This window comes from Paenibacillus auburnensis (assembly GCF_927798115.1).
GTDB lineage: Bacteria > Bacillota > Bacilli > Paenibacillales > Paenibacillaceae > Paenibacillus_AQ > Paenibacillus_AQ auburnensis.
Window position 1 is genome coordinate 368,704 of the sequence record NZ_CAKMMG010000001.1, and the last position, 23,780, is coordinate 392,483.

The 23,780-nt window shown below is 52.2% G+C and carries 20 protein-coding genes; 18 read left to right on the top strand and 2 right to left on the bottom strand.

All coding sequences use genetic code 11. From position 1 onward, the window contains the following. The first annotated feature begins 25 nt into the window (after positions 1 to 25). The 6 genes from L6H70_RS01695 (at position 26) to L6H70_RS01720 (ending at position 5,155) form a co-directional block, all read left to right on the top strand. Entirely contained in the window at positions 26 to 934 is a 909-nt protein-coding gene (locus L6H70_RS01695; protein WP_236329171.1) for an EAL domain-containing protein, read from the top strand. Beyond that, entirely contained in the window at positions 915 to 1,883 is a 969-nt protein-coding gene (locus L6H70_RS01700) for a GGDEF domain-containing protein (RefSeq protein WP_236329172.1), read from the top strand. The genes L6H70_RS01695 and L6H70_RS01700 overlap by 20 nt, the downstream gene beginning before the upstream one ends. A 115-nt stretch (positions 1,884 to 1,998) precedes the next feature. Then, positions 1,999 to 2,442, top strand: coding sequence for a hypothetical protein (locus tag L6H70_RS01705; RefSeq protein ID WP_236333060.1), 444 nt, complete (start codon positions 1,999 to 2,001; stop codon positions 2,440 to 2,442). Between the two features lie 262 nt (positions 2,443 to 2,704). Then, positions 2,705 to 3,604, top strand: coding sequence for a selenium metabolism-associated LysR family transcriptional regulator (locus L6H70_RS01710; RefSeq protein ID WP_236329174.1), 900 nt, complete (start codon positions 2,705 to 2,707; stop codon positions 3,602 to 3,604). A gap of 40 nt (positions 3,605 to 3,644) precedes the next feature. Then, positions 3,645 to 4,211, top strand: coding sequence for a GNAT family N-acetyltransferase (locus L6H70_RS01715; RefSeq protein WP_236329176.1), 567 nt, complete (start codon positions 3,645 to 3,647; stop codon positions 4,209 to 4,211). Between the two features lie 62 nt (positions 4,212 to 4,273). Further along, entirely contained in the window at positions 4,274 to 5,155 is an 882-nt protein-coding gene (locus tag L6H70_RS01720) for a PHP domain-containing protein (RefSeq protein WP_279306747.1), read from the top strand. 166 nt (positions 5,156 to 5,321) lie between these two features. Here the strand turns inward: L6H70_RS01720 and L6H70_RS01725 are convergent, their stop codons facing one another. Next, on the bottom strand, positions 5,322 to 7,193 hold the full coding sequence (locus tag L6H70_RS01725) for an Rqc2 family fibronectin-binding protein (protein ID WP_236329178.1): 1,872 nt from the start codon (positions 7,191 to 7,193) through the stop codon (positions 5,322 to 5,324). Positions 7,194 to 7,385: 192 nt separating this feature from the next. Here L6H70_RS01725 and L6H70_RS01730 point away from each other — a divergent pair, with 192 nt between their 5' ends. The 5 genes from L6H70_RS01730 (at position 7,386) to L6H70_RS01750 (ending at position 15,261) form a co-directional block, all read left to right on the top strand. Then, the gene (locus L6H70_RS01730) at positions 7,386 to 10,205 is read left to right on the top strand and encodes a calcium-translocating P-type ATPase, SERCA-type (RefSeq protein WP_236329180.1); all 2,820 of its coding nucleotides are present in this window, start codon (positions 7,386 to 7,388) and stop codon (positions 10,203 to 10,205) included. A 76-nt stretch (positions 10,206 to 10,281) separates the two neighbouring features. Next, positions 10,282 to 11,118 (top strand): diaminopimelate epimerase, encoded by an 837-nt coding sequence (dapF, locus tag L6H70_RS01735; protein ID WP_236329183.1) that lies wholly within the window; start codon positions 10,282 to 10,284, stop codon positions 11,116 to 11,118. A 176-nt stretch (positions 11,119 to 11,294) separates the two neighbouring features. Then, positions 11,295 to 12,938 carry a spore germination protein gene (locus L6H70_RS01740; RefSeq protein WP_236329185.1) on the top strand — a complete coding sequence of 548 codons (1,644 nt, stop codon included), beginning with the start codon at positions 11,295 to 11,297 and terminating at the stop codon, positions 12,936 to 12,938. 2 nt (positions 12,939 to 12,940) lie between these two features. Then, positions 12,941 to 14,146, top strand: a complete 1,206-nt coding sequence (locus L6H70_RS01745; RefSeq protein WP_236333064.1) for a Ger(x)C family spore germination protein — start codon at positions 12,941 to 12,943, stop codon at positions 14,144 to 14,146. Between the two features lie 14 nt (positions 14,147 to 14,160). Next, positions 14,161 to 15,261, top strand: coding sequence for a GerAB/ArcD/ProY family transporter (locus L6H70_RS01750; protein ID WP_236329186.1), 1,101 nt, complete (start codon positions 14,161 to 14,163; stop codon positions 15,259 to 15,261). Here L6H70_RS01750 and L6H70_RS01755 read toward each other — a convergent pair. Continuing rightward, positions 15,234 to 15,491, bottom strand: coding sequence for a hypothetical protein (locus L6H70_RS01755; protein ID WP_236329187.1), 258 nt, complete (start codon positions 15,489 to 15,491; stop codon positions 15,234 to 15,236). The genes L6H70_RS01750 and L6H70_RS01755 overlap by 28 nt on opposite strands. A gap of 169 nt (positions 15,492 to 15,660) precedes the next feature. Here L6H70_RS01755 and L6H70_RS01760 point away from each other — a divergent pair, with 169 nt between their 5' ends. The 7 genes from L6H70_RS01760 (at position 15,661) to priA (ending at position 23,722) form a co-directional block, all read left to right on the top strand. Then, on the top strand, positions 15,661 to 17,535 hold the full coding sequence (locus tag L6H70_RS01760; protein ID WP_236329189.1) for a bifunctional homocysteine S-methyltransferase/methylenetetrahydrofolate reductase: 1,875 nt from the start codon (positions 15,661 to 15,663) through the stop codon (positions 17,533 to 17,535). A gap of 38 nt (positions 17,536 to 17,573) precedes the next feature. Further along, a complete protein-coding gene (locus L6H70_RS01765) occupies positions 17,574 to 18,470 on the top strand; it encodes a YicC/YloC family endoribonuclease (protein ID WP_236329191.1) in 897 nt (298 codons plus the stop codon). Positions 18,471 to 18,520: 50 nt separating this feature from the next. Continuing rightward, the gene (gene remA / locus L6H70_RS01770) at positions 18,521 to 18,781 is read left to right on the top strand and encodes an extracellular matrix/biofilm regulator RemA (RefSeq protein WP_006209218.1); all 261 of its coding nucleotides are present in this window, start codon (positions 18,521 to 18,523) and stop codon (positions 18,779 to 18,781) included. Positions 18,782 to 18,799: 18 nt separating this feature from the next. Continuing rightward, positions 18,800 to 19,369 (top strand): guanylate kinase, encoded by a 570-nt coding sequence (gmk, locus tag L6H70_RS01775; protein ID WP_236329193.1) that lies wholly within the window; start codon positions 18,800 to 18,802, stop codon positions 19,367 to 19,369. 54 nt (positions 19,370 to 19,423) lie between these two features. Next, positions 19,424 to 19,624 (top strand): DNA-directed RNA polymerase subunit omega, encoded by a 201-nt coding sequence (gene rpoZ, locus L6H70_RS01780; protein ID WP_054940240.1) that lies wholly within the window; start codon positions 19,424 to 19,426, stop codon positions 19,622 to 19,624. 334 nt (positions 19,625 to 19,958) lie between these two features. Beyond that, on the top strand, positions 19,959 to 21,191 hold the full coding sequence (gene coaBC / locus L6H70_RS01785) for a bifunctional phosphopantothenoylcysteine decarboxylase/phosphopantothenate--cysteine ligase CoaBC (RefSeq protein ID WP_236329195.1): 1,233 nt from the start codon (positions 19,959 to 19,961) through the stop codon (positions 21,189 to 21,191). Then, the gene (gene priA / locus L6H70_RS01790) at positions 21,191 to 23,722 is read left to right on the top strand and encodes a primosomal protein N' (protein ID WP_236329198.1); all 2,532 of its coding nucleotides are present in this window, start codon (positions 21,191 to 21,193) and stop codon (positions 23,720 to 23,722) included. The genes coaBC and priA overlap by 1 nt, the downstream gene beginning before the upstream one ends. Positions 23,723 to 23,780 lie beyond the last annotated feature (58 nt).

Here is a 23,780-nt window from a genome sequence, read left to right on the forward strand (position 1 = left end):
CGAAGAAAAGTATATAGGTGATGAGATGAATAAACAGCGGACACTGTCCCACAAATTAGCGGTAATTCCCCAGTACCTCCAGCATTTAAACGGCAGGCTGAAAGGGGAAGTCAAAGCGCTTTGCCAATTATCCGCATTGCTGGATATTATGAATAATGAACGTCTGGATACGTTTTTCCAGCCGATTCTTCAGCTGCGAACCGGGCGGACACTCGGTCATGAGGTGCTTAACAGGCCCCCTGCTTCAATGCATTTTCCGACTACCGAGCATTTTTACGAGTTTGCCGGAAGGACGGAGCAGATGTACAGGTTTGAACAAAATTGCCGCAGGATGTCACTTACCCGGTATATGGAAAGGCTGCCGAGAACGGAGGCCGGGAGCGGTAGGCTTGTTTTTGTTAATGTCCATCCGGGGGTATTGGATGACGCCCGCCATAAAAGCGGTGAGACACTGGCCTTGCTGCAGTCGCTGGGATTGTCACCGGAGCGGATTGTTTTTGAGCTGACCGAACGGCAGGCGGTGCAGGATTATATCGGCTTTGAAAAGGTGTTGTCCTATTACCGTGAGCAGGGCTTCCGGATTGCTGTTGACGATGCGGGTTCCGGTTATAACAGCCTAAAAACGCTTGTCTATTTGAAACCGGAATTTATCAAGCTGGACAAATCGCTGATCCGCGGAATCCACGGCAGCCGGGAGCAGCAGGAGCTGCTGGAGCTAGTCAGGGAATATGCTGCGCGCTCGGCAACCCGGGTAATCGCAGAAGGGATTGAAACGGCTGAGGAGCTGCTGTTTCTGCAGCGGGCAGGCATCGATTTTGGACAGGGCTATGCACTGGGCAGACCGGCACAGCTGCCGGTACAAGGGGCCTTACCGCCGGGTTCCATTCAAGCTGCAGGAAGAGGAGGCTACAGCTATGTTTCTTCAGATCGGTGAAATTGCTGAGCAGATTCCGGAGATTTCACCGCATCATAAATGCGAGTATGTGGATCAAATCTTCAAAACAAGCCCCCGGCTGCAGGGAGTCTGCGTTACTGAAAACGGACAAGCCGTGGCCTTGATCATGCGCATCCGTTTTTATCAGCAGATCGGCACTTTATACGGTTATACGCTTTATATGGGCAGACCGGTGGAGCTGGTTATGGACCGGAACCCGCTGGTGGTCGACTATAAGACGCCGATTACAGAGGTCAGCAGATTAGCGATGGACAGAAGTGAGGAACATCTATACGACTACGTGCTTGTAACACATGAAGAGCATTTATTCGGGGCGGTTAGCGTCCGTGATCTGCTGCTCAACTTTGCCGAGATTCAGGCGGTTGCGGCCAGCTTTCTCAACCCGCTCACAGGTCTGCCGGGCAACCTCAGTATCAATGAATGGATGGTGAAGTCGCTTTTGCAGGAGCAGTTCAGTGTGCTCTACATCGATCTGGACCATTTCAAAGCGTATAACGATACCTACGGATTTAAAGAGGGGGACCGGATGATTCAGGCGGCAGCAGAGATACTGAAGCATTCTGCCCTGCAGCTGGAAGGGTTCCTGGGCCATATCGGCGGAGATGATTTTATCATCTTTATAAATAATTATCAGTTTGAAGAATGCTGCAAAAGGATCATTAAGGAGTTCGAAACAGTTATAAAAGGCTTCTATCACCCCGGTCATCTGGCACAGCAATATGTACTGGCGGAAACCCGCTCGGGGCGCATGGAAAAAATCCCGCTGGTCTCGATCTCCGTTGCTGTAGTGACTAACCGATTCCGCCAGTTCGCAACAATCGAAGCCCTTTCCGAGGAAGCGGCGCGGATTAAGAAAAGATGCAAACTGATCAAAGGCAGCAGTTATGTGGACGATTCTGACCTTGTTGTCAGCAGATCCGGCAACTAACACGGGCAGTTCTCAGCGACGGAGTAGGGTCAGTACGCTTGAACAAGCTGCGTCTATGCGGTAATATTGACAACAATAAGAGCATGCTAGACCCTTTCGGTGGAGAGTGATGAGAATGCATGGCAAGGGGCTGGAGTCGTGGGGGGCGTTCGAACCCTTCCACATCATGCTGAATGATTACAGGGTCGCTGATATCGTGATAACTTCTCATGCCCAGAGCCGCTATTCGGACCGGGTAAGCCAAGGCGAAGGCAACGGCAGCAATGGAGAGATTGGCGCGTGGTTATGGCAATGTCTGAAACAGAACCGGGTTAAGCCTTATTTGCAGAGCAAATACAACGCGTACCTGATTGACGAGGATACCGTTGTAATTGCAGAGTTCAAGCAGCTGGAAGGCGTCACCAGCCTTTCCGGCCGTCCGCTGCATATCATGGTCATCATATCCTTTCTGGGACGGATCTCAGCGACTCCACAACTGCGGGATTTGCAGACGTATTATTCCAGGCTGCGGAATTCCCGCCGGATGAAGCTGATGAAGAAGCGCCGCAAACGCAGATAATGCACAGCGATTTACAAAGAAGGCATGCGGCTGAGGCTGCATGTTCTTTTTTTAAGAGGAAGTCTTTTTTGAAAGTTAAAATGAATTGCTATTTTTAATTGAATTAAAAATTTTTATATTTAGGGAAAAGTGGAGGAAGGGAAGTTTGGAATTGGAGGAGCGTTAGCGGCTGGAAGTCCAAACATTCCCTGTAGACACGTTCAATCCCGAAATAGAAAAATCATTGGTGCAATTTATATAGCAATAAAGGAGTTCTGGATGCATGAATTTTCATCAGCTACATATTTTTTATACCGTTTCCGAACAGGGAAGCTTCTCGGCTGCGGCCCAGAGACTGCATATGACACAGCCTGCCGTGACCATGCAGGTGCAGGCGCTCGAGGATTATTTTGGTGCCAAGCTGTTCGACCGCTCCAGTAAAAAAATCGTTCTCTCTGAAGCGGGCCAGGTCCTTCTTCCTTATGCACGGCGGAGCATTCAGCTAATCCGGGAGGCAGATCAGGCCATGTCCGCGTTCACACATATGCTGGAGGGGCGGCTTCAGCTGGGCGCCAGCCTGACGATTGGCGAGTATGTGCTTCCGCGGCTGCTCGGGCCCTTCGGTAAAGCCTATCCGAATATCTCCATTATGATGAAGGTGATGAACACCTCGCAGATCATAGAGGAGATTCATAAGCATCAGCTGAATTTCGGGCTGATTGAGGCCCCGGTATCGCATCCGGCGATGGTATTTGAACCGGTCATGGGCGATGAGCTGAAGCTGATCGTTCCCTGGGAGCATCCGCTAGCGGACAAGGAAGAGGTTACGCTGGCTGAAGCGCTGCAGTATCCGTTCGTGCTGCGTGAGCAAGGGTCGGGAACCCGTAGGGTGATGGAGGAGCAAATGCTTGACAAAGGGCTCGATCCGGGAGCAATGCGGGTGGTGATGGAGCTGGGCAGCACTGGGGCGGTTAAGTCAGCCGTGGAAGCCGGACTGGGCATCACGATTATCTCAGCTTCTTCGGTCAAACATGAAGTTACTCTGGGCTTACTGAAAATAGTGAATATTTCAGATGCCTCTTTTAAACGGCAATTCTATGCGATTCATCTGAAATCGACGCTGCTGCCGATCTCGGCGGTCACCTTTCTGACTTTTCTGCGTGAGCACACGGATGAATGGTAATAAGCTGTTGTGTATATAACATTGACGGGGGTGTCGGAGAATGGCTGTATTTGTGCGGGGAGATAAGGTTATACTGCGGGATCTGACCGAAAGCGATATACGTAAACTCTATTATCACTACTATGAGGCAGAAGACCAGGAGTTTCAGCGCTGGGATGGCCCGTATGAACCGCTGGAGGAGCTGAGCTATGAACAATTCGCCGGGAAATATCAGGGGGCATTAGCTCTTGCTGGAACGGATGAACCCCGGAACCGGCTGATTATTGAAATTGATGGTGAGCTAAAAGGCACGGTCGGCAGATACTGGGTGTCGGAGGCTACGAACTGGTTCGAAATCGGCATCGTTATTTTTGATTCCCGGTACTGGTCAGGCGGTTACGGCACCGAAGCGTTCAAAATGTGGATGGCCTATCTGTTTGATTCGCTTGATACCGTACGCCTCGGCATAGGAACTTGGTCCGGCAACGTCCGGATGATGGGGCTGGCTGCTAAATGCGGTATGGTAGAAGAAGCGCGTGTCCGTAAAGCACGGATCGTGCGGGGTGAGTATTATGATGCCGTCAAAATGGGGATTCTTCGTGAAGAATGGGAGTCGGCAGGCAGATAATCAATCTTGGGAACGGAGTGACAGGTGTGGATAACCCGAAGGAAGACGATAAGCAATTGGAAATTAGAAAAGATGCTAACCCTGAACTCCATGGGCGCTGTGATTTGCATACGCATTCCCAAGCGTCGGACGGCATGCAGCCGCCGGCGGAGAATGTACGGATTGCCTATGCCAAAGGGCTGTCGGCAGTAGCGATTACTGATCATGATACGGTCAGCGGCGTTGCGGAAGCACTAGAAGCAGGTCTGAGACACGGAATTACCGTCGTACCTGGCGTTGAGATCAGTACCCGTGCTGAAGGCAAAGAAATCCATGTTCTAGGATATTATATAGATATCGAGCAGGAACTGTTTCTCTCACGGCTTGCAGCACAGCGGGATACCCGGGCTGCGCGGAACGAAGCGATCATCGCTAAGCTGCGAGGGCTTGGCATAGATACTACGCTGGAACAGGTTATAGCTAATCTGGGCCGCGAACTAAAGCCGGATGAGAGCATCGGGCGGCCGCATATTGCCGATGAGCTGGTACGGCTGGGAGTGGTGGCGGATATGCGCGCTGCCTTCGATCAATATCTGGCTGACGGTGCAGCAGCTTATGTATCGCCTCCGCGCATAACACCGGAAGAAGCCTGCACCTGGATCCTTGAAGCTGGGGGGACCCCGGTGCTGGCTCATCCCGGTATTTACGGTGATGATGAGCTGGTGCGGAAGATTATTGCCCGCAACAGCTTTGGCGGCATTGAAGTTTATCATTCCGACCATGGTCCGGAAGATGAAGCCCGCTATTTGGCAATGGCTGAAGAATTCGGGCTGCTGGTTACCGGCGGCTCTGACTTCCATGGTGCGCGTCAAGGTGTTGTCTTCCATGGCGATTTGGGCAGTGTAAGTGTTCCGGTGGCTGTGCTGGAGCAGCTCCGGAATCAGGCGAAAGGCAACCGCAAATAACGACGAAGGGCGGCACAATATGTGCCGCCCCTTCTATGAAACTTCCAGCTGCTCTATGACCGGCAGCAGACAAAACCCCCGTAAGACAGGACGAGAAATCGTCTCAGTTATACGGGGGTTTTTATTTAAAGATCAGAAAATATCATTGAGCTTAGCTATTCCTTGGTTAGCTCCGCAGAACATTCGGCAGACTTTTAATCCGCTCCTCATCCGGTGTGACAAACAGCGTCTTCTGATGATCGTAGATGACGAAGCCGGGTTTGGCACCGCTCGGTTTGCGGACATGGCGGATTAGCGTGCAGTCTACAGGGACGCTGCTTGATTGCTTGGCCTGGCTGTAATAGGCAGCAAGCTGTGCCGCTTCCTCCAGTGTAGCGTCGCCGAATTCTTCGCTGCGGATTACGACATGCGAGCCCGGAATGTCTTTGGTGTGCAGCCAGGTGTCATTGGCCGAGGCCAGCCGGTTCGTGACGTACTCATTCTGCAGATTGTTTTTGCCGACATAGATATCCACACCTTCCGAGGAAGTATAGACCTGCAGGGTCGGGCGGGTAGTTTTTTTCTTCTTTTTGCCTTTTTTACTGCGGTCGCGTAAGTAGCCCTGATTCACCAGCTCATCGCGGATTTCCTCGATATCATTGAGGGAGGCATGCTCCAGCTGCTGCAGCAGCATCTCCATGTAAGTGATTTCTTCATTGGTTTTAACCCTTTGCTCCTCAATCACGAGCAGGCTGTTCTTGTACTTGTTGTACTTCTTGAAATAACGCTGCGCATTATCGGATGGCGTAAGCAGCGGGTCGAGCGGGATGGTGATCTCGGCCTGGTTCTCATCATAATAATTGACCAGTTTTGCTTCTTTATCACCTTTGGAAACGGTATGCAGGGAAGCAAATAGCAGCTCACCCCAGATCCGGTACTGGTCTGCGTCATCCGCTTCTGCCAGATCCTTCTGGAGCTTGGCCAGCTTCTTCACATTTTTACTGCGCTCGTTGCTCAGGAAACGGATCAGGTCGCTTACCCGCTGCTTTACTGTATCCCGCTCCGCTTTATCCCCGTAATAATCCTCCAGGCAGGCGCTAATTGAGCTGTAGTGCTTGGCGTCACCGCCAAGTGAAGTCAGCGGAATGGCTGAAAAGACTGGTTTGCCTTTGGCATTGTAGCCTGTAACGGGAGAGAACTGAAACTCTCTTACCGGCGACATAATGGAGTCAAAAGCAGCCCATAGCTGAGCGGGATCAGCGGAACCGCCCGCATTGTGCTGGTGGCCGGACCTCAGCAGGATCTCTCCGGCGATGAGCGGGCTCATTCCGCTGAACGCATGAACCATCCAGCCCATAGGGTCAACGGAGGGTGCCGGGCCGCCGCTGCCGTCCGCCTTCGGTTCTTCCAGGGAACGTAGCAGCTCCGCGATATCCCCCTCTATGATTTCTTCCGGTTCTTGTTCCTCCCCGGTGCTTGCAAGAAGTGCAGCTTCTTCAGCGGATGCCATCAGGGAGATGAACTCCTCCTGCGAGGTGGTGAGGGGATTCAGCTTATGCTGCTGAGGCGGCTCCGTATAAGCAGCTCCGGGCATCACAATACGATAGCTGCTGATCGACGGGGTTACATGGTGAATGCCATCGATAATCGTTCCGGTGGCGAGATCGGTGAGGATAATATTGCTGTGGCGGCCCATCAGCTCGATGATAATCTTTTTGGCAGATACATCTCCAAGCTCATCCCGAGTTCTGATTTGGATATGAATGATCCGCTCCATGCCAACCTGGGTGATGCTCTCAATGGTTCCGCCTTCGCAGTGCTTGCGCATCAGCATGCAGAACATCGGCGCTTCCGCCGGATTGATGCTGTTGCGATCGCTCAGGTGCAGGCGAGGATAGGTCGGATTGGCGGAAAGGAGCAGCTTTCCTCCGCCGCCTGCGCCGCGCAGTATGAATATAAGGTCGTGAGTGCTGGGTTGATATATTTTGCCGACTCGTGCACCAATAAAGGGTTGAAGCTCGTGCACGATCGCTCTGGTAACAATGCCGTCTAATGCCATGATAAAGCTCTCCTGTCGCAAAAAGATAATATCCTACTCTCTATGATGCCATACTTTAACACATTCGCGCAAAAGGAGAAGCGGCCAGGCAGTGATATTTTGGGACGACCATGAATACACTTGGTCATGAACAGGTGGAAAAGCTGTGCGCCGCCGGAAGTCAAGAAACGACCGGGAGGGGAAAGAAACGATATGGAACAAAAAAGCTGGCACCGGCTCGGTGCTGAGGAACTGCAGAAGATGTTCGGCGTTCATCCGGGAGCGGGCCTAAGCGGAGAGACAGCCGCGGAAAGACGCCAAGAGAGCGGGTACAACGAGCTGTCTGAAGGCAAAACAGTCTCGCCGCTGACCTTGCTGCTGAACCAGTTCAAGGACTTTATGGTGCTTGTGCTGATGGGGGCAACGCTGGTATCCGGCCTTCTGGGCGAATACCTGGATGCAATTACGATCGTCGCTATTATTCTGCTCAACGGAGTGCTGGGGTTTGTGCAGGAGTTCCGCGCCGAGCGTTCACTGCGGGCGCTGAAGCAGCTCTCTGCACCGAGTGCCAAGGTACTGCGTGACGGCAAACAGGAAGTTATTCCGGCCAAAATGCTCGTTCCCGGCGATATCGTGCTGCTGGAAAGCGGCGATCGGGTTCCGGCGGACGTCCGCTGGCTGGAGTGCAGCGCACTTTATGCCGAGGAATCCGCATTGACCGGTGAATCATTGCCTGTCTCCAAACATGCGGAAGCCATTCATGCCGAGGAGCTGCCGCTGGGGGATCAGAAGAATATCGGCTTCATGGGCACGATGGTAACGCGCGGAACGGGCAAAGCTCTCGTTGTCCGCACGGGTATGGATACCGAGATGGGGAAGATCGCAGATCTGATCCAGAATACCGAATCCCAGGAAACGCCGCTGCAGCACCGGCTGGAGCAGCTCGGTAAAATTCTGATTTATGTCTCACTCGGCCTGACAATCGTTGTTGTGCTTGCTGGAATTCTGCATGGTCAGCCAGCAGCTGCGATGTTCCTCGCCGGCGTAAGCCTTGCGGTCGCAGCTATTCCTGAAGGTTTGCCGGCGATTGTCACCATCGCGCTGGCGCTTGGAGTGCAGCGGATGATTAAACGCAAGGCTATCGTCCGCAAGCTGCCTTCGGTCGAGACGCTGGGTTGTGCTTCTGTCATCTGCTCGGATAAGACAGGGACGCTGACCCAGAATAAGATGACCGTGACGCGGATCTGGAATGCCGGCCGCAGCCTTGAGGTGACCGGTGAAGGCTATGCGCCAAGCGGACACATTCTGCAGAAGGGCAAACCAGTCGACCTGAAAGCTGACCAGAGTCTGCGCCGCCTGCTGCAGATCGGTGCGCTCTGCAACAATGCAGAGATCGTTGAGACCTTCCCCGGAGAAATGCGCGGCAAACGCAAGGGGAAGGAGAAGGGCGAGGACACGGAAAAGTCGCTCAAGAGCCAGTCGGTATGGGAGCTGAAGGGCGACCCTACCGAAGGTGCCCTGGTGGCCCTGTCCTCCAAAATGGGACTTACCGCGCAATCCCTCGCGGTTACTTATGCCAGAGAGCAGGAATTCCCGTTCGATTCGGAGCGAAAGCTTATGTCCGTCATCGTTAGCCATCCCGGCGGGCGGATGATCTGCACCAAAGGAGCGCCGGATGTGCTGTTAAACTGCTGCTCCTATATGCTATGGGAGGGCGGGGTCGTTCCATGCACGCCGACGCTGCGCCAAAAGGTGCTTGAGGCGAATGAGGAAATGGCATCTGGCGCCCTGAGGGTGCTCGGCATGGCTTACCGTGACGTCCGCTCAGGTGAAGTGGTCGGCAGTGAGAAGGAAGCGGAAAACCAGCTGGTCTTTGTCGGACTGGCCGGAATGATTGACCCGCCGCGTCGTGAGGTGCGCGATGCGATCAGCATTACCCGGCGGGCGGGCATCAAAACGGTGATGATCACAGGCGACCACGGAACGACAGCAGAAGCCATTGCACATCAGCTCGGAATTCTGCAGCGCGGAGGAACTGTGCTGACAGGAAGCCAGCTGACCCGGATGGACGACGATGCGCTCGATAAGGTCTCGGATAATGTCTACGTCTATGCCCGTGTATCTCCTGAGCATAAGCTGCGGATTGTCAAATCGCTGCAGCGGCGCGGGCATGTGGTGGCAATGACCGGGGACGGGGTTAACGATGCCCCTGCGATCAAAGCTGCGGATATCGGGATCTCCATGGGGATCACCGGTACCGATGTTACCAAGGAGGCTTCGGCGCTGATCCTTGGTGATGATAACTTCTCGACCATCGTTGCTGCTATAGAGGAAGGGCGGAATATTTATGAAAATATCCGCAAATTCATCCGCTATCTGCTGGCTTCCAATGTCGGTGAGATTCTGACCATGTTCTTTGCCATGATGCTGGGCCTGCCGCTGCCGCTTGTGCCGATCCAGATTCTCTGGGTGAATCTGGTCACTGACGGACTGCCGGCCATGGCGCTCGGTGTCGATCAGCCGGAGAAGGATCTGATGGAGCATAAACCGCGCGGAGCGAAGGAAAATATTTTTGCCCGCCGGCTGGGCTGGAAAATCATCAGCCGCGGGCTGCTGATCGGCCTGTGCACATTAGGTGCCTTCTGGCTGACCCTGCGGATTGATCCGGGCAGTGCACAGCAGCTGATCCGTGCGCAGTCGGTTGCTTTTGCCACACTGGTTATGGCTCAGCTTATCCATGTATTCGACTGCCGCAGCTCCCGTTCCGTGTTCCACCGCAACCCGTTACAGAATAAATATCTAGTACTAGCCGTATTGTCTTCAGTAGCCTTGATGCTGGTTGTTATGTATCTGCCGCTGCTGCAGCCGGTGTTCAAGACCGTGCCGCTGAACTTCCGCGAATGGTGCCTCGTATTCGTAAGCGCGGGTATTCCTACATTCCTTATGGGAGCAGGCAGCGTATGGGGCGGCAAAAAGAACCGCAGCCGCAGCGGCGGACGGACGATGATAAAAAGTACAAAAATTTCAGCATAAAATCAATAGCATCGGTCCACTCCTTAAGGTATGCTTGTTTCACAAGAATACTTAACTTTTAGGAGTGGACCTTTCAATGGAATTCACAAAAATGCATGGCCTCGGCAATGACTTTATAATCGTATTTGGTGAACAGGAGCTGCCCGGCAATGCAGCAGAGCTGGCAGTTAAACTCTGTAACCGGTTCTTCGGCATCGGTGCCGACGGACTGGTGTACATCCTGCCGTCGGAACGCGGCGATTACATGATGCGCATTATGAATTCGGACGGATCGGAAGCGGAACAGTGCGGAAATGCAATCCGCTGTGTATCCAAGTATGTATATGAACATGGTCTGGTGGAATCAGAAGAGATTGTTATTGAAACGATCGGTGCCGGGGAACAAAAGGTATCGCTCAAGGTGAAGGATGGGGTAGTGGAGACGGTTACTGTTGATATGGGTGAACCCGTATTGTCTGGAACACAGATTCCGGTAGCCATTGACGCTGAACCGGTGCTGGATCAGCCGATTGAAGCGGATGGAGCAGAATTTAAATTCACGGCTGTGTCGATGGGCAACCCTCACTGTGTCATTTATGTGGAGGATGCGGTATCCTTTGATCTTGCCACGTGGGGTCCGAAGCTTGAGGTTCATCCGTTGTTCCCGAGAAAAGTAAACGTAGAGTTTGCGACTGTTCTTGACCGCGGTCATGTTGATATGCGTGTCTGGGAACGCGGTGCGGGACCTACCCTGGCTTGCGGCACAGGAGCCTGCGCAACGCTGGTATCCTCTGTACTGAACGGTCTCACCGACCGTTCGGCTGTAATCAGCCTTAAAGGCGGGGATCTGTTTATTGAATGGAACGAGCAGGACAATCATGTGTATATGACCGGCCCGGCGCAGGTGGTATACACAGGTTCTGTAGAAATTTAAAGGAATAGATAATTACCCTGCGGTTCACACCGGCAGGAGAATTCCAAAAGGATGTCCAGCAAGCCGTTCAGGGCTTGAAGGGCATCCTTTTGGCATTTCGGGCGATCAGAAGCAGCCGAATAATGGCAAGTCGATCCGTGAATAATAAGGAGCAGCATAAGAAGGGGGGGAGTCTGATGGATACTAAGCGACGTACAGGCAGACAACTGAAGTCTGCTGATTCTGCAGGTTCTGGCAGCAGAGCGCCGAGGTTATCAGAGGTTCTCGCTGAGAGTATCGAGAACATCCAGGGCGAGCTTGGGTACAGTCCTGACCTAAAGGTACGGAAAGTTGAGATCGGTGTAGAAAATCCGGTACAGGCTGCAGCTCTTCATCTCAGCGGACTGGCGGATAAGACTTCCGTCAATGAATTTGTTGTAGGATCCCTCCTGCTAAATACCGACGGATGGGCCCAGGAATATGAAGATAGCTCTCCCGACCTCCCTGCTCTGCTATTAAGCCGTATTCTGGAAGTTGGCGAAGCGGAGGTCCAGGAGGATTGGAACGATATTATGCTGGCCGTGCTCTCCGGGGATACGGCGATACTGATCGATGGCTATACCCTTGCGATTATCTGTGAGACCCGGGGCGGGGAAACCCGGTCCGTCGAAGAATCCTCTTCGCAAATGGTGGTCCGCGGTCCAAAGGATGGATTTGTGGAATCTGTGGGCACTAATGTCTCTCTAATCCGCCGGAGGATTAGATCCTCCAAGCTGCGGCTCGAGTTCATGAAGCTCGGCACAGAGACTAAGACCCATGTGGCAATGATGTATATGAAAGAAATAGCCAATGAGGATCTGGTAGAGGAAGTGCGGGAGCGACTGAATAGGATTGCGAATGAAGAGGTGCTGGAATCAGGTTACCTGGAGGAGCTGATACAGGATAAGACCTTCACCCCGTTTCCGACAATCTATAATACCGAACGGCCGGATGTTGTCGCGGGAAATTTATTGGAAGGCCGGGTGGTAGTCATTGTGGACGGAACGCCGTTTGTGCTGATTTTACCTGCGGTCTTTACTCAATTTTTCCAGTCGGCAGAAGACTATGCCCAGCGGTTTGATATTGCCATTCTAATGCGGATAGTCCGATATGTCAGTTTTATTGTTCTGCTGCTGGGTCCCTCTGTATATATTGCATTCACTACCTATCATTATGAGATGATTCCGACAACCCTTTTGATTAACTTGCTCTCCCAGCGGGAAAATGTGCCGTTTCCGGCTTTTGTCGAGGCGCTGCTGATGGAAGGCGCCTTTGAGATTTTGCGTGAGGCCGGGGTACGCATGCCGCGAGCCATCGGCCAGACTGTCTCAGTTGTAGGTGCGCTCATTCTAGGTTCGGCTGTAGTGGAAGCAGGAATTATTACACCGATTATGGTAATCGTCATCGCGCTGACCGGAATAGCGAGCTTCGCCATACCGGCATATAACATGGCGATTGCAGGACGGATTATCCGTTTTGCTTTTCTCCTGCTGGCAGGAATGTTCGGGTTCTACGGTATCACGCTCGGCCTCATTGTACTGGTGGCGCACATGAACAGCCTGCGCTCGTTCGGCTTACCCTATCTGTCACCGTTTGTTCCTTTGTCCGTGATGGATCAAAAGGACACTATTCTAAGGCTGCCGGTCTGGCTGATGGAGCCTGGTCAATCACCGCAGCAGATCCGTGCAGAGATGCCGGAGTTCAAGCAAGTGACGTCAGGTCATGAGTCGGAGCTGGCTCCGCTAATCAAGAAGAATGAAAACAGGGGCAAGCAGCCGAAGGGTGAAGGAGAGGCCAAGTGAAGATGAGACGCCTTTGTACTTTTTTACTGGCTGTTTTGCAGCTCCTGCTTCCGCTGGTTCTTACCGGCTGCTGGGATAGTGTTGAGTTGAACCGGCGGGCAATCGTTTCCGGTGTGGCTATTGACCGGGGGGAAGGAGAGAAGGAGAAGTATGTGGTTTCCTTTCAGGTCATTGTCGCCGAAGAAATCTCTGGTAAGAACACACGCGGGATCTCACCGGTGGTTCTGTATACAGGGAAGGGCCGGACCATGTTTGAGGCGCTGGCTAATGCTTCCCGGCAAACCGCCCGCTTCTTATCACTAGGCCATGTCCGGGTTCTGGTCATTTCTGAAAAACTGGCGCGGGAAGGCATTAAGGATATGTTGGATGTGCTTGAACGGGAGAGCGATACCCGGCTTACCAGCCTGATTTTTGTTGCCAAAGGCCAGCCCGCAAGTGAACTCATGTCTACAATGACCGTGTTCAGTAAAATCCCCGCCAATGATCTGGTCGAGAAGCTTGAAACAACCTCGAAGCAGTTCGGCTACAATTTCCGGATGGAAGTGGATGATGTAATCAGAGGTATTCAGCTCAGAGGCGGCGGTCCGGTGATCAACGGGGTGTTTACCGACGGGAGCCGGGAGAAGGCAGATAGTAACGATAATTTTAAGACAATTGTTCCACATGCGATCCTGAAGGTATCGGAGCTGGCAGCTTTTAAGGATGATAAGTTAAAGGGCTGGATCAAGGGGGATGCTGCGCTGGGCACCGTGCTCCTGCACAACAAAATCAAGGAATATCCTGTGGTCATCAGTCATCCTCAAGGCGGCTATATTGCTTTTAATGTGTATCAGTCCCAGGTCAGGCTGACGGTAGCGGCCAAAGATCCCGAGCACCCTGTTTTCACAGTGAAAATCAGCCAGCAGGTTTCGATCAAAGAAAATGCCAATGAGCTAAACTTGATCTCTCCGGCAACAGTCGTGGATTTATCGTCACACGTGATTAAGGATACCACCAGAAAAATTAAAGATGCGATCGATACAGCCAGGAAGTACAACAGTGATTATCTGGGATTTGGAGAAGCGATGGAGCGGGAAAATCCGCAGGGCTGGAAAAAAGTGATGAAACACTGGGAGGATATTTTTGCGGATTGCGAATATAAAATTGAGGCAGATGCAGTGATCAGACATACCGATATGCGGAGCAACTCGTTTCAGGTGAATCCGTAGAGCAGGGGGACAAAATGGGAAAGGTTAAGATCGGATTGCTACAGTTTTTCACTTTAACCGTGCTGTTTGAGCTGGGGACGGCGCTTGTTGTCAATCTGGGCATGAACGCCGGCAGGGACGCATGGATGTCCATTCTGATTGGCTGTCTTGCAGGGCTGGTCATGTTTTGGGGGTATGTTTATTTGTACCGGAAGCACCCGGACATGCCTTTCACGGCCTATACCCGCAAACTGCTTGGCACAACAGCCGGCACACCAGTCGCGGTAATGTATATTGTTTTATATATGAATTTGGCAGGCCGAGATCTGCGTGACGGAAGCACGATGCTCGCGATGGCTACAATGCATAACACACCTCTCTTTATCCTAAGTATGCTGATGATTTTATCCAGTGCTTATGTGCTGCACAAGGGTCTCGAGGTACTCACAAGGACGTCGCTGATGTTCACCATAATCGTCCTGCTGATCGGTGTATTTAGCCTGCTTTTGCTGATTCTGTCCGGTTCAATCAAACTTTTTCGGCTGCTTCCTGTTCTGGAGAACGGGATCGGGCCGGTGATGGATTCCGTTGTTCATCAGAATTATATGTTTCCGTTCGGTGAAATGATTTGCTTTACGATGCTGATGCCTTATCTGTCTGATGTCAAAAAAGGACCGTGGGTTATTGCGGCAGGTATGCTGATATCCGCTCTGCTGCTCAGCGCTACCATGGCCCTTAATATATCGGTGCTTGGGGCAGATATCGTGGAGCGTTCCCCGCTGCCGCTGATGCCGACCATCAGCAAGATCTCGATCTCGGATTTTATCCAGCGGGTTGACATTTTTGTAGTAATGGTGCTGATTATTGGTGTCTTTTTCAAAGTGTCTGTCTTCTTCGCGGCTGCACTAATCGGTATTTCCGAATTGTTCAATCTTCCATACCGGAGAATGGTGTATCCTGTTACGCTGATGATTCTGTTTACTTCTATGCTTGATGCCCGCAGTTTCACTGAACATCTGAACGAAGGCGGAAGACTCCTGTACACGGTCTATCCGCTGTTTATGATTGTTATTCCGGTTATTCTGATCATTGTTACTGCAATACGAAGTTACTTTTCGGCGCCCCGGCCGGGCTGAGAGCCGCGTATCCAATAGATGGCATCCGGAATGATAAGGCATAACAGCATAACGGAGGCAGCCAGCTTCTCCGAGGCAGTATAGAGCAGATAGTTGAGAATATAGCCGATGTTATTTATCCCATATCCGAACAGCCAGTCGTTCAGGTAAAGATACAGCAGTGAAAGTACTGATAGTAAAAGGATCGCAATGTACTTGCGGAGCAGGAGCTTACGGGTTTTCTTTTTCAACCAAAACAGTCCTTTCCGGGTGATTAAGACTAGTATGAATCATTTCCTGGACTGCCATGCAAAGCCGGGTCCGGCGAGGGACTGCTTTTGCGCTATGAATGCTTATCATCCATCCCGATTTATGTTACATTAGTATGAAACTAATGACAGTATAGGGGAGGTTCTTGCGGTGAAGCCGGATTTGCGCTCTGCATGGAAGAATAACGTGTTGGTCGGAGACGGAGCGATGGGAACTTTTTTATATCAGAAAGGCTTCCCTGTCGGGATCTCTTATGAAGAATTAAATCTAACCTCTCCAGAGGTCATTGAGGATGTGCACCGCAGCTATATTGAAGCGGGGGCGGTGCTGCTGGAGAGCAACACGTACTCGGCCAATTATGATAAGCTGTCCAAGTTTGGCCTTGAGGCCAAGGTGGAGGAGATAAACCGTGCCGGTGTACGGATAGCCCGGCATGCCGCCGGTGATACCGGATATGTTGTCGGTGCGGTAGGCTCGATTCGTGCCGGTAAGCGTGCGAACCTGTCCAGCTCGGAGCTGAAACGGTTTTATGCTCAGCAGTTTTCAGCGCTGCTTGAAGAGCAGCCGGACGGTATCCTGCTGGAAACTTTCTATGATGTGGAGGAGCTGCATCTGGCGCTAAGAGCGGTCCGTAAGCTCAGCGGTCTTCCGGTAATCTGCCAGCTGGCTGTGGATGAAACAGCACGTACACTTGACGGCTTAACATTGCCTGAGGCTTTTCGGATTCTGGAGCAGGACGGGGCAGACATCATCGGCTTCAACTGCCGTACCGGACCAAACGGAATCAAGCGGGCTTTAAAATCACTGCAGGGAAGTCTTACACTGCCCGCTTCGGTATATCCTAATGCCGGTATCGCTGATTATGTGGACGGGCAATACCGCTACGGCGCATCACCGGAATATTTTGGCCAGATGGCCCCGGTGTTTGCCGATATGGGCTGCCGGATTATCGGCGGATGCTGCGGTACTACACCGCAGCATATCGCTGAAATTTCTGCAGCGCTGCGCGGATATGTTCCGCAGCCGCTGCCGGAGCCGGCGGTGAAGCGAAGCACAGAGAGTATTACGGTGCATGAGCCTCTCGGGGAAGACAGGGACCGGAACGGCGGCGAACCGAATCTGGTCGATCTGGTCAAGGAGCGCCATACCGTGATTGTAGAACTGGACCCTCCGCGGGATCTGGATATCACCAAGTTTATGAAGGGTGCTGAAGCGCTGCGCAGAGCGGGCGCTGATGCGTTGACACTGGCCGATAATTCCCTGGCCGTGACCCGGATGAGCAACATGGCGCTCGGATCTCTGGTACAGACCCGTACCGGACTACGCCCCCTGGTCCATGTTGCCTGCCGTGACCGCAATCTAATCGGAACGCAATCCCATCTGATGGGCTTCGATGCGCTGGGGATTGACCATGTGCTGGCTGTGACCGGAGATCCGGCGAGGTTCGGCGATTTACCGGGGTCCAGCTCGATTTACGATCTGACCTCCTTCGAGATCATCCGGATGATTAAGCAGCTCAACGACGGCATTGCTTTTTCCGGCAAACCGCTCAAGCAGAAGGCGAAATTTGTGATCGGGGCTGCTTTTAATCCGAATGTGAAACATTTGGACAAGGCAGTAGAACGTCTGGAGAAGAAAATCGCCTCAGGCGCTGACTATATTATGACTCAGCCCGTGTATGATCCAGAGCTGATTGCCCGCATTGCCAAAGCCACCGAACATCTGGATATTCCAATCTTCCTCGGGATTATGCCGCTGGCGAGCGGCCGTAATGCTGAATATCTGCATAATGAAGTGCCTGGAATTCAGCTCTCGGACGAAGTGCGCAGACGTATGCAGGGACTTGAAGGAGAGACTGGCCGCGCGGAAGGTGTAGCTATAGCTAAAGAGCTGCTGGATGCAGCGACAGCACATTTTAACGGGATCTATTTAATGACACCTTTCATGTTCTATGATATGAGTGTGCAGCTGCTGGAATATATTTGGACGAAGCAAGGACGCAAATTGTCCCCCTTGTTTCGGTAGTAATAATCAATTACAATAGTGTAATGGATGTGATTCCGTTGTCATTTAGCATGACCGGATACGGTCAATCATCCCTGCAATTCGGCGGTTACAAGATAACGTTCGAAGTCAAATCGGTGAATAACCGTTACTGCGAAGTTGTGCTGCGGATGCCCCGGGATTGGACGGTTTATGAGGATATGCTGCGACGAATAGTTCAAAGCCATATCAAACGGGGACGGGTAGATGTCATCATTAATAGGGAAGTCACTGAAGAAGCTGCTTCCTTACAGGTTTTGAACCGTAATGCGGTGAAGTCCTACCTGAAGTCAGCGGAAGTGCTGAAGGATGAGTTCGGGCTGCCGGGAGAGTTGACTTTACGTGATATACTTTCTATGCCCGGGGTTATGGAACTTAAGGACGGGCCGGCGGACGAAACGTCCGGTTCTTCCGATGAGTGCTCCGAGATGCTTGCACGGGGATTGACGCAGAGCCTGCAGTCGCTGCTCCAGATGCGTGCCCGTGAAGGAAGCTATCTTGCTGCTGATCTGTTCAGCAGGCTTGGCCATCTTGAAGAGCTTCAGGCTAGAATGGCTGCACTTGCCCCCGCTGTTGTCAGTGAATACCGTGACAAGCTAAGGCTGCGGCTAAGTGAACTGAATGACGGAACGTTCCCTTTTGAAGAGCATAAATTCGGAATGGAAATTGCTATCTTTGCCGACCGCTGTAACATTGATGAAGAGCTTACCCGGCTGTACAGTCATTTTGAACAATGCAGGACTCTGCTGAACGGAAGCGAGCCGGCAGGACGCAAACTGGACTTTCTCATCCAGGAGATGAACAGGGAGACGAATACAATCGGGTCGAAATGCAATCATCTGACTCTGGTGAACCTCACGCTTGAGATGAAGGCTGAGCTGGAGAAGATTCGTGAGCAAGCGGCGAATATTGAATAACATGAATCTGTATACGCAAAGATGTAACTTATGGGGGGAACAACCGGAACATGGCAATTAAATTAATCAACATCGGCTTTGGGAATATCGTATCGGCCAACCGTATTATTTCCATTGTCAGCCCGGAATCTGCACCGATTAAACGTATTATCCAGGAAGCGAGAGACCGGCATATGCTGATTGACGCTACCTATGGCCGCCGGACGCGGGCCGTCATTATCACAGACAGCGACCATGTCATTCTGTCGGCCGTTCAGCCGGAGACTGTGGCACACCGCTTATCCAGCAAAGATGACGATAACGACGAATAACAACAATTGGAGTGTACTATGTCAAAAGGATTGCTGATCATTTTATCCGGACCTTCCGGCGTTGGCAAAGGCACAGTGTGTACAGCACTACGGCCGAAAATGCCCGAGCTTGTCTATTCCGTTTCCGCCACCACCCGTAGTCCGCGTGAAGGCGAAGAGAACGGTGTCAATTATTTTTTCAAGAGCAGAGAGCAGTTTGCGGCGATGATTGAAGCCGACCAGCTGCTGGAGTATGCGGAGTACGTAGGCAATTATTACGGTACTCCGCGTGATTTTGTGGAGCGGACACTTGAGAGCGGAAGAGATATTATTCTGGAAATCGAGGTTCAGGGAGCACTCAAAGTCAAAGAGAAATTTCCCGAAGGAATCTTCGTATTCCTGCTGCCGCCATCGATGGACGAACTCAAGGACCGTATCCGCGGGCGCGGTACGGAGCATCCTGATGTGATTAACCACCGTATGTCTGTAGCGGAGGATGAGATTGGCCTGATCCGGCATTACGACTACGCCGTAGTGAATGATGAGATTGATCTCGCCTGCAAGCGCATAGAAAGCATTATTATCGCCGAACATTGTAAGGTAAGATGATATGCACTACAAGAATGGATTATATTTACAGTAAAAGATGAAGAGGTGTCTTACGTGCTATATCCATCTATTGATGAAATGATGACTAAGGTTGACAGCAAGTACTCGCTGGTTGTCGCTGCAGCCCGCCGGGCAAGAGCACTCCGCGAAGGCGGTAAAACGGATGTTAAATCGCCGAAATCGCACAAATTCGTTGGTGTGGCACTGGAAGAAATCTATGAAGACCGCATTGTTGTAACCCGCGGCGAAGAATAGTCCGGGAAGCCTGCTATGCCTACAGTAGAAACGGTCACCGCCAGCTTCATTTGCGGCGCAGCCGTTTCTTCTTCTGTTAGCAGGGCTTGTATTGTATAATGGTATATGTAGCCCGTGCAGGGCTGATCCTGACAACCGGAAGGTTGTTATTTTTTTAAGAATCAGTTGATTTTTAGTGATATTGATTACCTGAATGTCCCGCAAGAAACGGGTGCCGTCCTTTGCCTAAAGGCGACGCAGCCGTTTCTTCTTGCCGGAATATGAAGTCATAAGGATATCTTTTTTCATAGCCGGTTCATGTGCTTCTTACAGGTTTGGAACAGGGGGGATTAAGTTGAACAGCTTACAAGGCAAAACCATCATCCTTGGTGTTACAGGAGGGATCGCTGCCTATAAGGCGGCGGCCTTGACCAGCAAGCTAGCCCAAAAAGGAGCCGAGGTTCATGTCATTATGACGTCTTCGGCCAAGCAGTTTATTACCGAACTGACGTTTCAGTCGCTGTCCAAACAGCGGGTGTATAGTGATACCTTCCAGGAACGCGACCCGGCTTCAATTTCTCATATAGATCTTGCCGGTTCTGCTGATCTGGTTCTGATTGCTCCGGCAACGGCCAATATTATTGGTAAAATGGCGCATGGACTGGCCGATGATATGCTGTCCACCACGCTTCTTGCAACTACAGCGCCAGTTATGGTCGCACCGGCAATGAATGTTCATATGTACCAGCATCCGGCGGTAATCAGCAATATGAACACACTTGCCGCCCGTGGTGTGAAGTTTATTGAACCGGGCGAAGGCCTGCTCGCCTGCGGTTATGTGGGCAAAGGGAGGCTGGAGGAGCCGGAAACGATTGTCCGTGTGGTGGAGGATTTCTTTACTCTCCAGGCTGTCAATGTAAAGGGACCTTTAGCCGGTAAAAAAGTGATTGTTACCGCCGGTGGAACGGTAGAACGGATTGATCCGGTCCGCTATATCTCTAATGATTCTTCCGGTAAAATGGGCTTTGCCATTGCCCGTGCCGCACGGGCAATGGGTGCGGAGGTTACCCTGATTGCTGCCCGGACCGATGAAACGCCGCCGCAGGATCCTGAGATCACGTTAATCCGGGTGGAATCAGCGCAGTCCATGCTGGAGGCCGTCACCAGCCGGTGGGCTGAGTGCGATATTCTGATCAAAGCTGCCGCAGTGGCTGATTACCGTCCGATGCACAGTGCTGACTCGAAAATTAAAAAAAGCGGAGATACGATGACGCTTGAACTGGTCAAGACAACCGATATTCTGGAGACTCTGGGGAAAATGAAAGACGGCCAGTTCCTGGTCGGATTTGCCGCTGAAACAGGCAACGCCGAATATTATGCAAAGGATAAGCTGGTCCGCAAAAATCTGGATCTTATCGTGGCTAATGATGTGTCCACTGAAGGCGCCGGCTTCGGCACGGATACCAACATTGTATCTATCTACGATGCCGGGGGACTGGTGCTGGATCTACCTTTGAGCTCAAAAGATGAAGTTGCGCGCCGTCTGCTGACCCTGGCGGCAGAGCGTATATCCGGGGTAGCCTTGTAATGGAAATAGCGAAGGTCATTGTCGATGTTCCTGTGCGCAGCACCGACCGGCCGTTCGATTATTTGATTCCTGATTCCCTGAAACTGTGGATAGAAGTCGGCAGCAGGGTAGCCGTTCCTTTCGGACACCGGACGGTACAAGGTTTCGTAGTCTCACTTGAATCCGGTGAGACTGGCTCGGTCTCTAGTCTTAAGCCGATTCAGGAGGTCCTGGATCTCCTGCCCCCGTTGTCGCCTGAGCTGGTTGAATTAGGCGACTGGATGAGTCAAAGATATGCCTGCAGACGTATTTCAGCTCTTCAGGCAATGCTTCCAACGGCTCTTAAGGGCAAAGCCGAGCGTCTGATTTCTCTGGGGGAGGCTGCGGAAGAAGCAGCTAAGCCGGAGGATGAGCTGTTTCCGCTGTTTCTGGAGGATGATCAGGAGGAACGTACGATCATTGATTTTGTCAGACGGGGCGGAGAGGTCTCCATGAAGCAGCTGACCCGGACATTTCCGGATGCGGCGGAGACAGTGAAGTTTATGCTGCGGCGGGGAGTGCTGACCGAAAGCCAGTCCATTAAGGATAAAATGGGCAAAAAGAAGCTGAAGGCAGTAGATTTGGCGGTTGGTCTGGCTGCAGCCCGCGAATCGCTCAGCAGTTTCCCTGCGCGTTCTGCCCGGCAGAAGGAAGTTTTAGCTTTTTTGATCGAAATGGAGCAGATGCTGCCGATGCCGCTGAAAGACCTGCTGTCAGTGCTGCAGGTTACAACCGGCACGGTGAAAGCTCTTGAAGACAAAGGTTTCATCGAAATCACTGAGATCGAGGTATACCGCGACCCTTACCGGGGGCGGGACTTCAAACCGAGTACACCGCTGCCGCTTACTCCTGAGCAGCAGACGGTATTCACACGGATTGCCCGTACAGTTGAAGAGCAGCAGCATGAAGTGTTTCTGTTGCATGGGGTTACCGGAAGCGGGAAAACGGAGATTTATCTGCAATGTATCCAGCGTGTAGTCGATCAAGGAAGACAGGCGGTCGTGCTCGTGCCGGAAATTGCGCTTACTCCGCAGATGGTGGAACGGTTTAAAGGCCGGTTCGGCAGTGGTGTAGCGGTCATGCACAGCCGCCTGTCCGTAGGTGAACGTTATGATGAATGGCGCAAGATCCGGGAGGGGAAAGCGAATGTAGCCGTAGGGGCGCGTTCGGCGGTATTTGCCCCCTTTTCAAATCTGGGTCTGATCATTATGGATGAAGAGCATGAATCCTCCTATAAACAGGAGGAGAATCCGAAATATCATGCCCGTGATGTCGCTGTTCGCCGTGCAGAGCAGGGCGGAGCAGCGGTTATTCTGGGCTCAGCCACTCCTTCACTGGAGAGTTATCATGCAGCCAGATCACAGAGTGATATCCACTTCTCTCCAGTCCTGCTGGAGATGCCTACCCGGGCACTGGGCAATGAATTGCCCAAGGTGCATGTAGTCGACATGCGGGATGAATTGAAGGAGGGCAACCGCTCGATGTTCAGCCGCAGGCTGCATGCCGCACTGGAGAGCAGGCTCGAACGGGGAGAACAGACTGTATTGCTGCTGAACCGCAGGGGCTTCTCTACCTTTGTGATGTGCCGGAGCTGCGGTTATGTGGCTACATGTCCGGAATGCGATATTTCACTGACGTATCACAGCCGAAGCGACAATTTGCGCTGTCATTATTGCGGACATGCCGAAGCTTCGCCGAAGGAATGTCCGGAATGCGGAAGTGAACACATCCGTTTCTTCGGAACAGGGACCCAGCGCGTAGAGGAAGAGCTGGGTAAGCTCTTTCCAGGCATCCGTGTCATCCGGATGGATGTGGACACCACGACAGAGAAGGGCTCACATGAAAAGCTGCTGAACCAGTTCAGAGATAAGAAGGCTGATGTGCTGCTGGGAACACAAATGGTGGCAAAAGGACTGGATTTCCCGGATGTAACGCTTGTCGGCGTCATCACTGCGGATTCCGCGCTGAATCTGCCGGATTTCCGCGCAGCAGAGAAGACGTTCCAGCTGCTCACACAGGTCGCAGGCCGGGCCGGAAGACATCAGCTTCCCGGTGAGGTCGTAGTGCAGTCCTACACACCGGAGCATTATTCAATCGTTCATGCCAGCGGACATGACTATAATTCGTTTGTCCGGGAAGAACTGAAGCACCGGAGAGATTTGCATTACCCGCCATACTGCCGTCTGATTCTTGTCACGCTCTCACATGAGCAGCTTCCGCTGCTCCTGAAGATGGCGGAGAATTATGCGCTGAATCTGCAGGGACGGGCAAGGCAGCTCCGCTGGTTCGGCAGTCTGGACAAGCTGTCCTCAGATGCGCTTGACCTGCTCGGCCCGGTTGCCTCACCTTTGCCCCGGCTGAAAGGACGTTACCGCTTCCAGTGCATCGTGAAATGGCGGGGAGCGATCGATGCCATCGGACTGGCCCGCCAGGTAGCTGAAGAGCTGGAGGATTCTGTCCGCGATAACGGTCTGCAGATCAGCATTGATGTGGACCCGCAAATGTTGATGTAACCTTCAGAAATGATACAATGAAAGTACTTTGAAATGTTCAGAACAAGGATGGTGTACG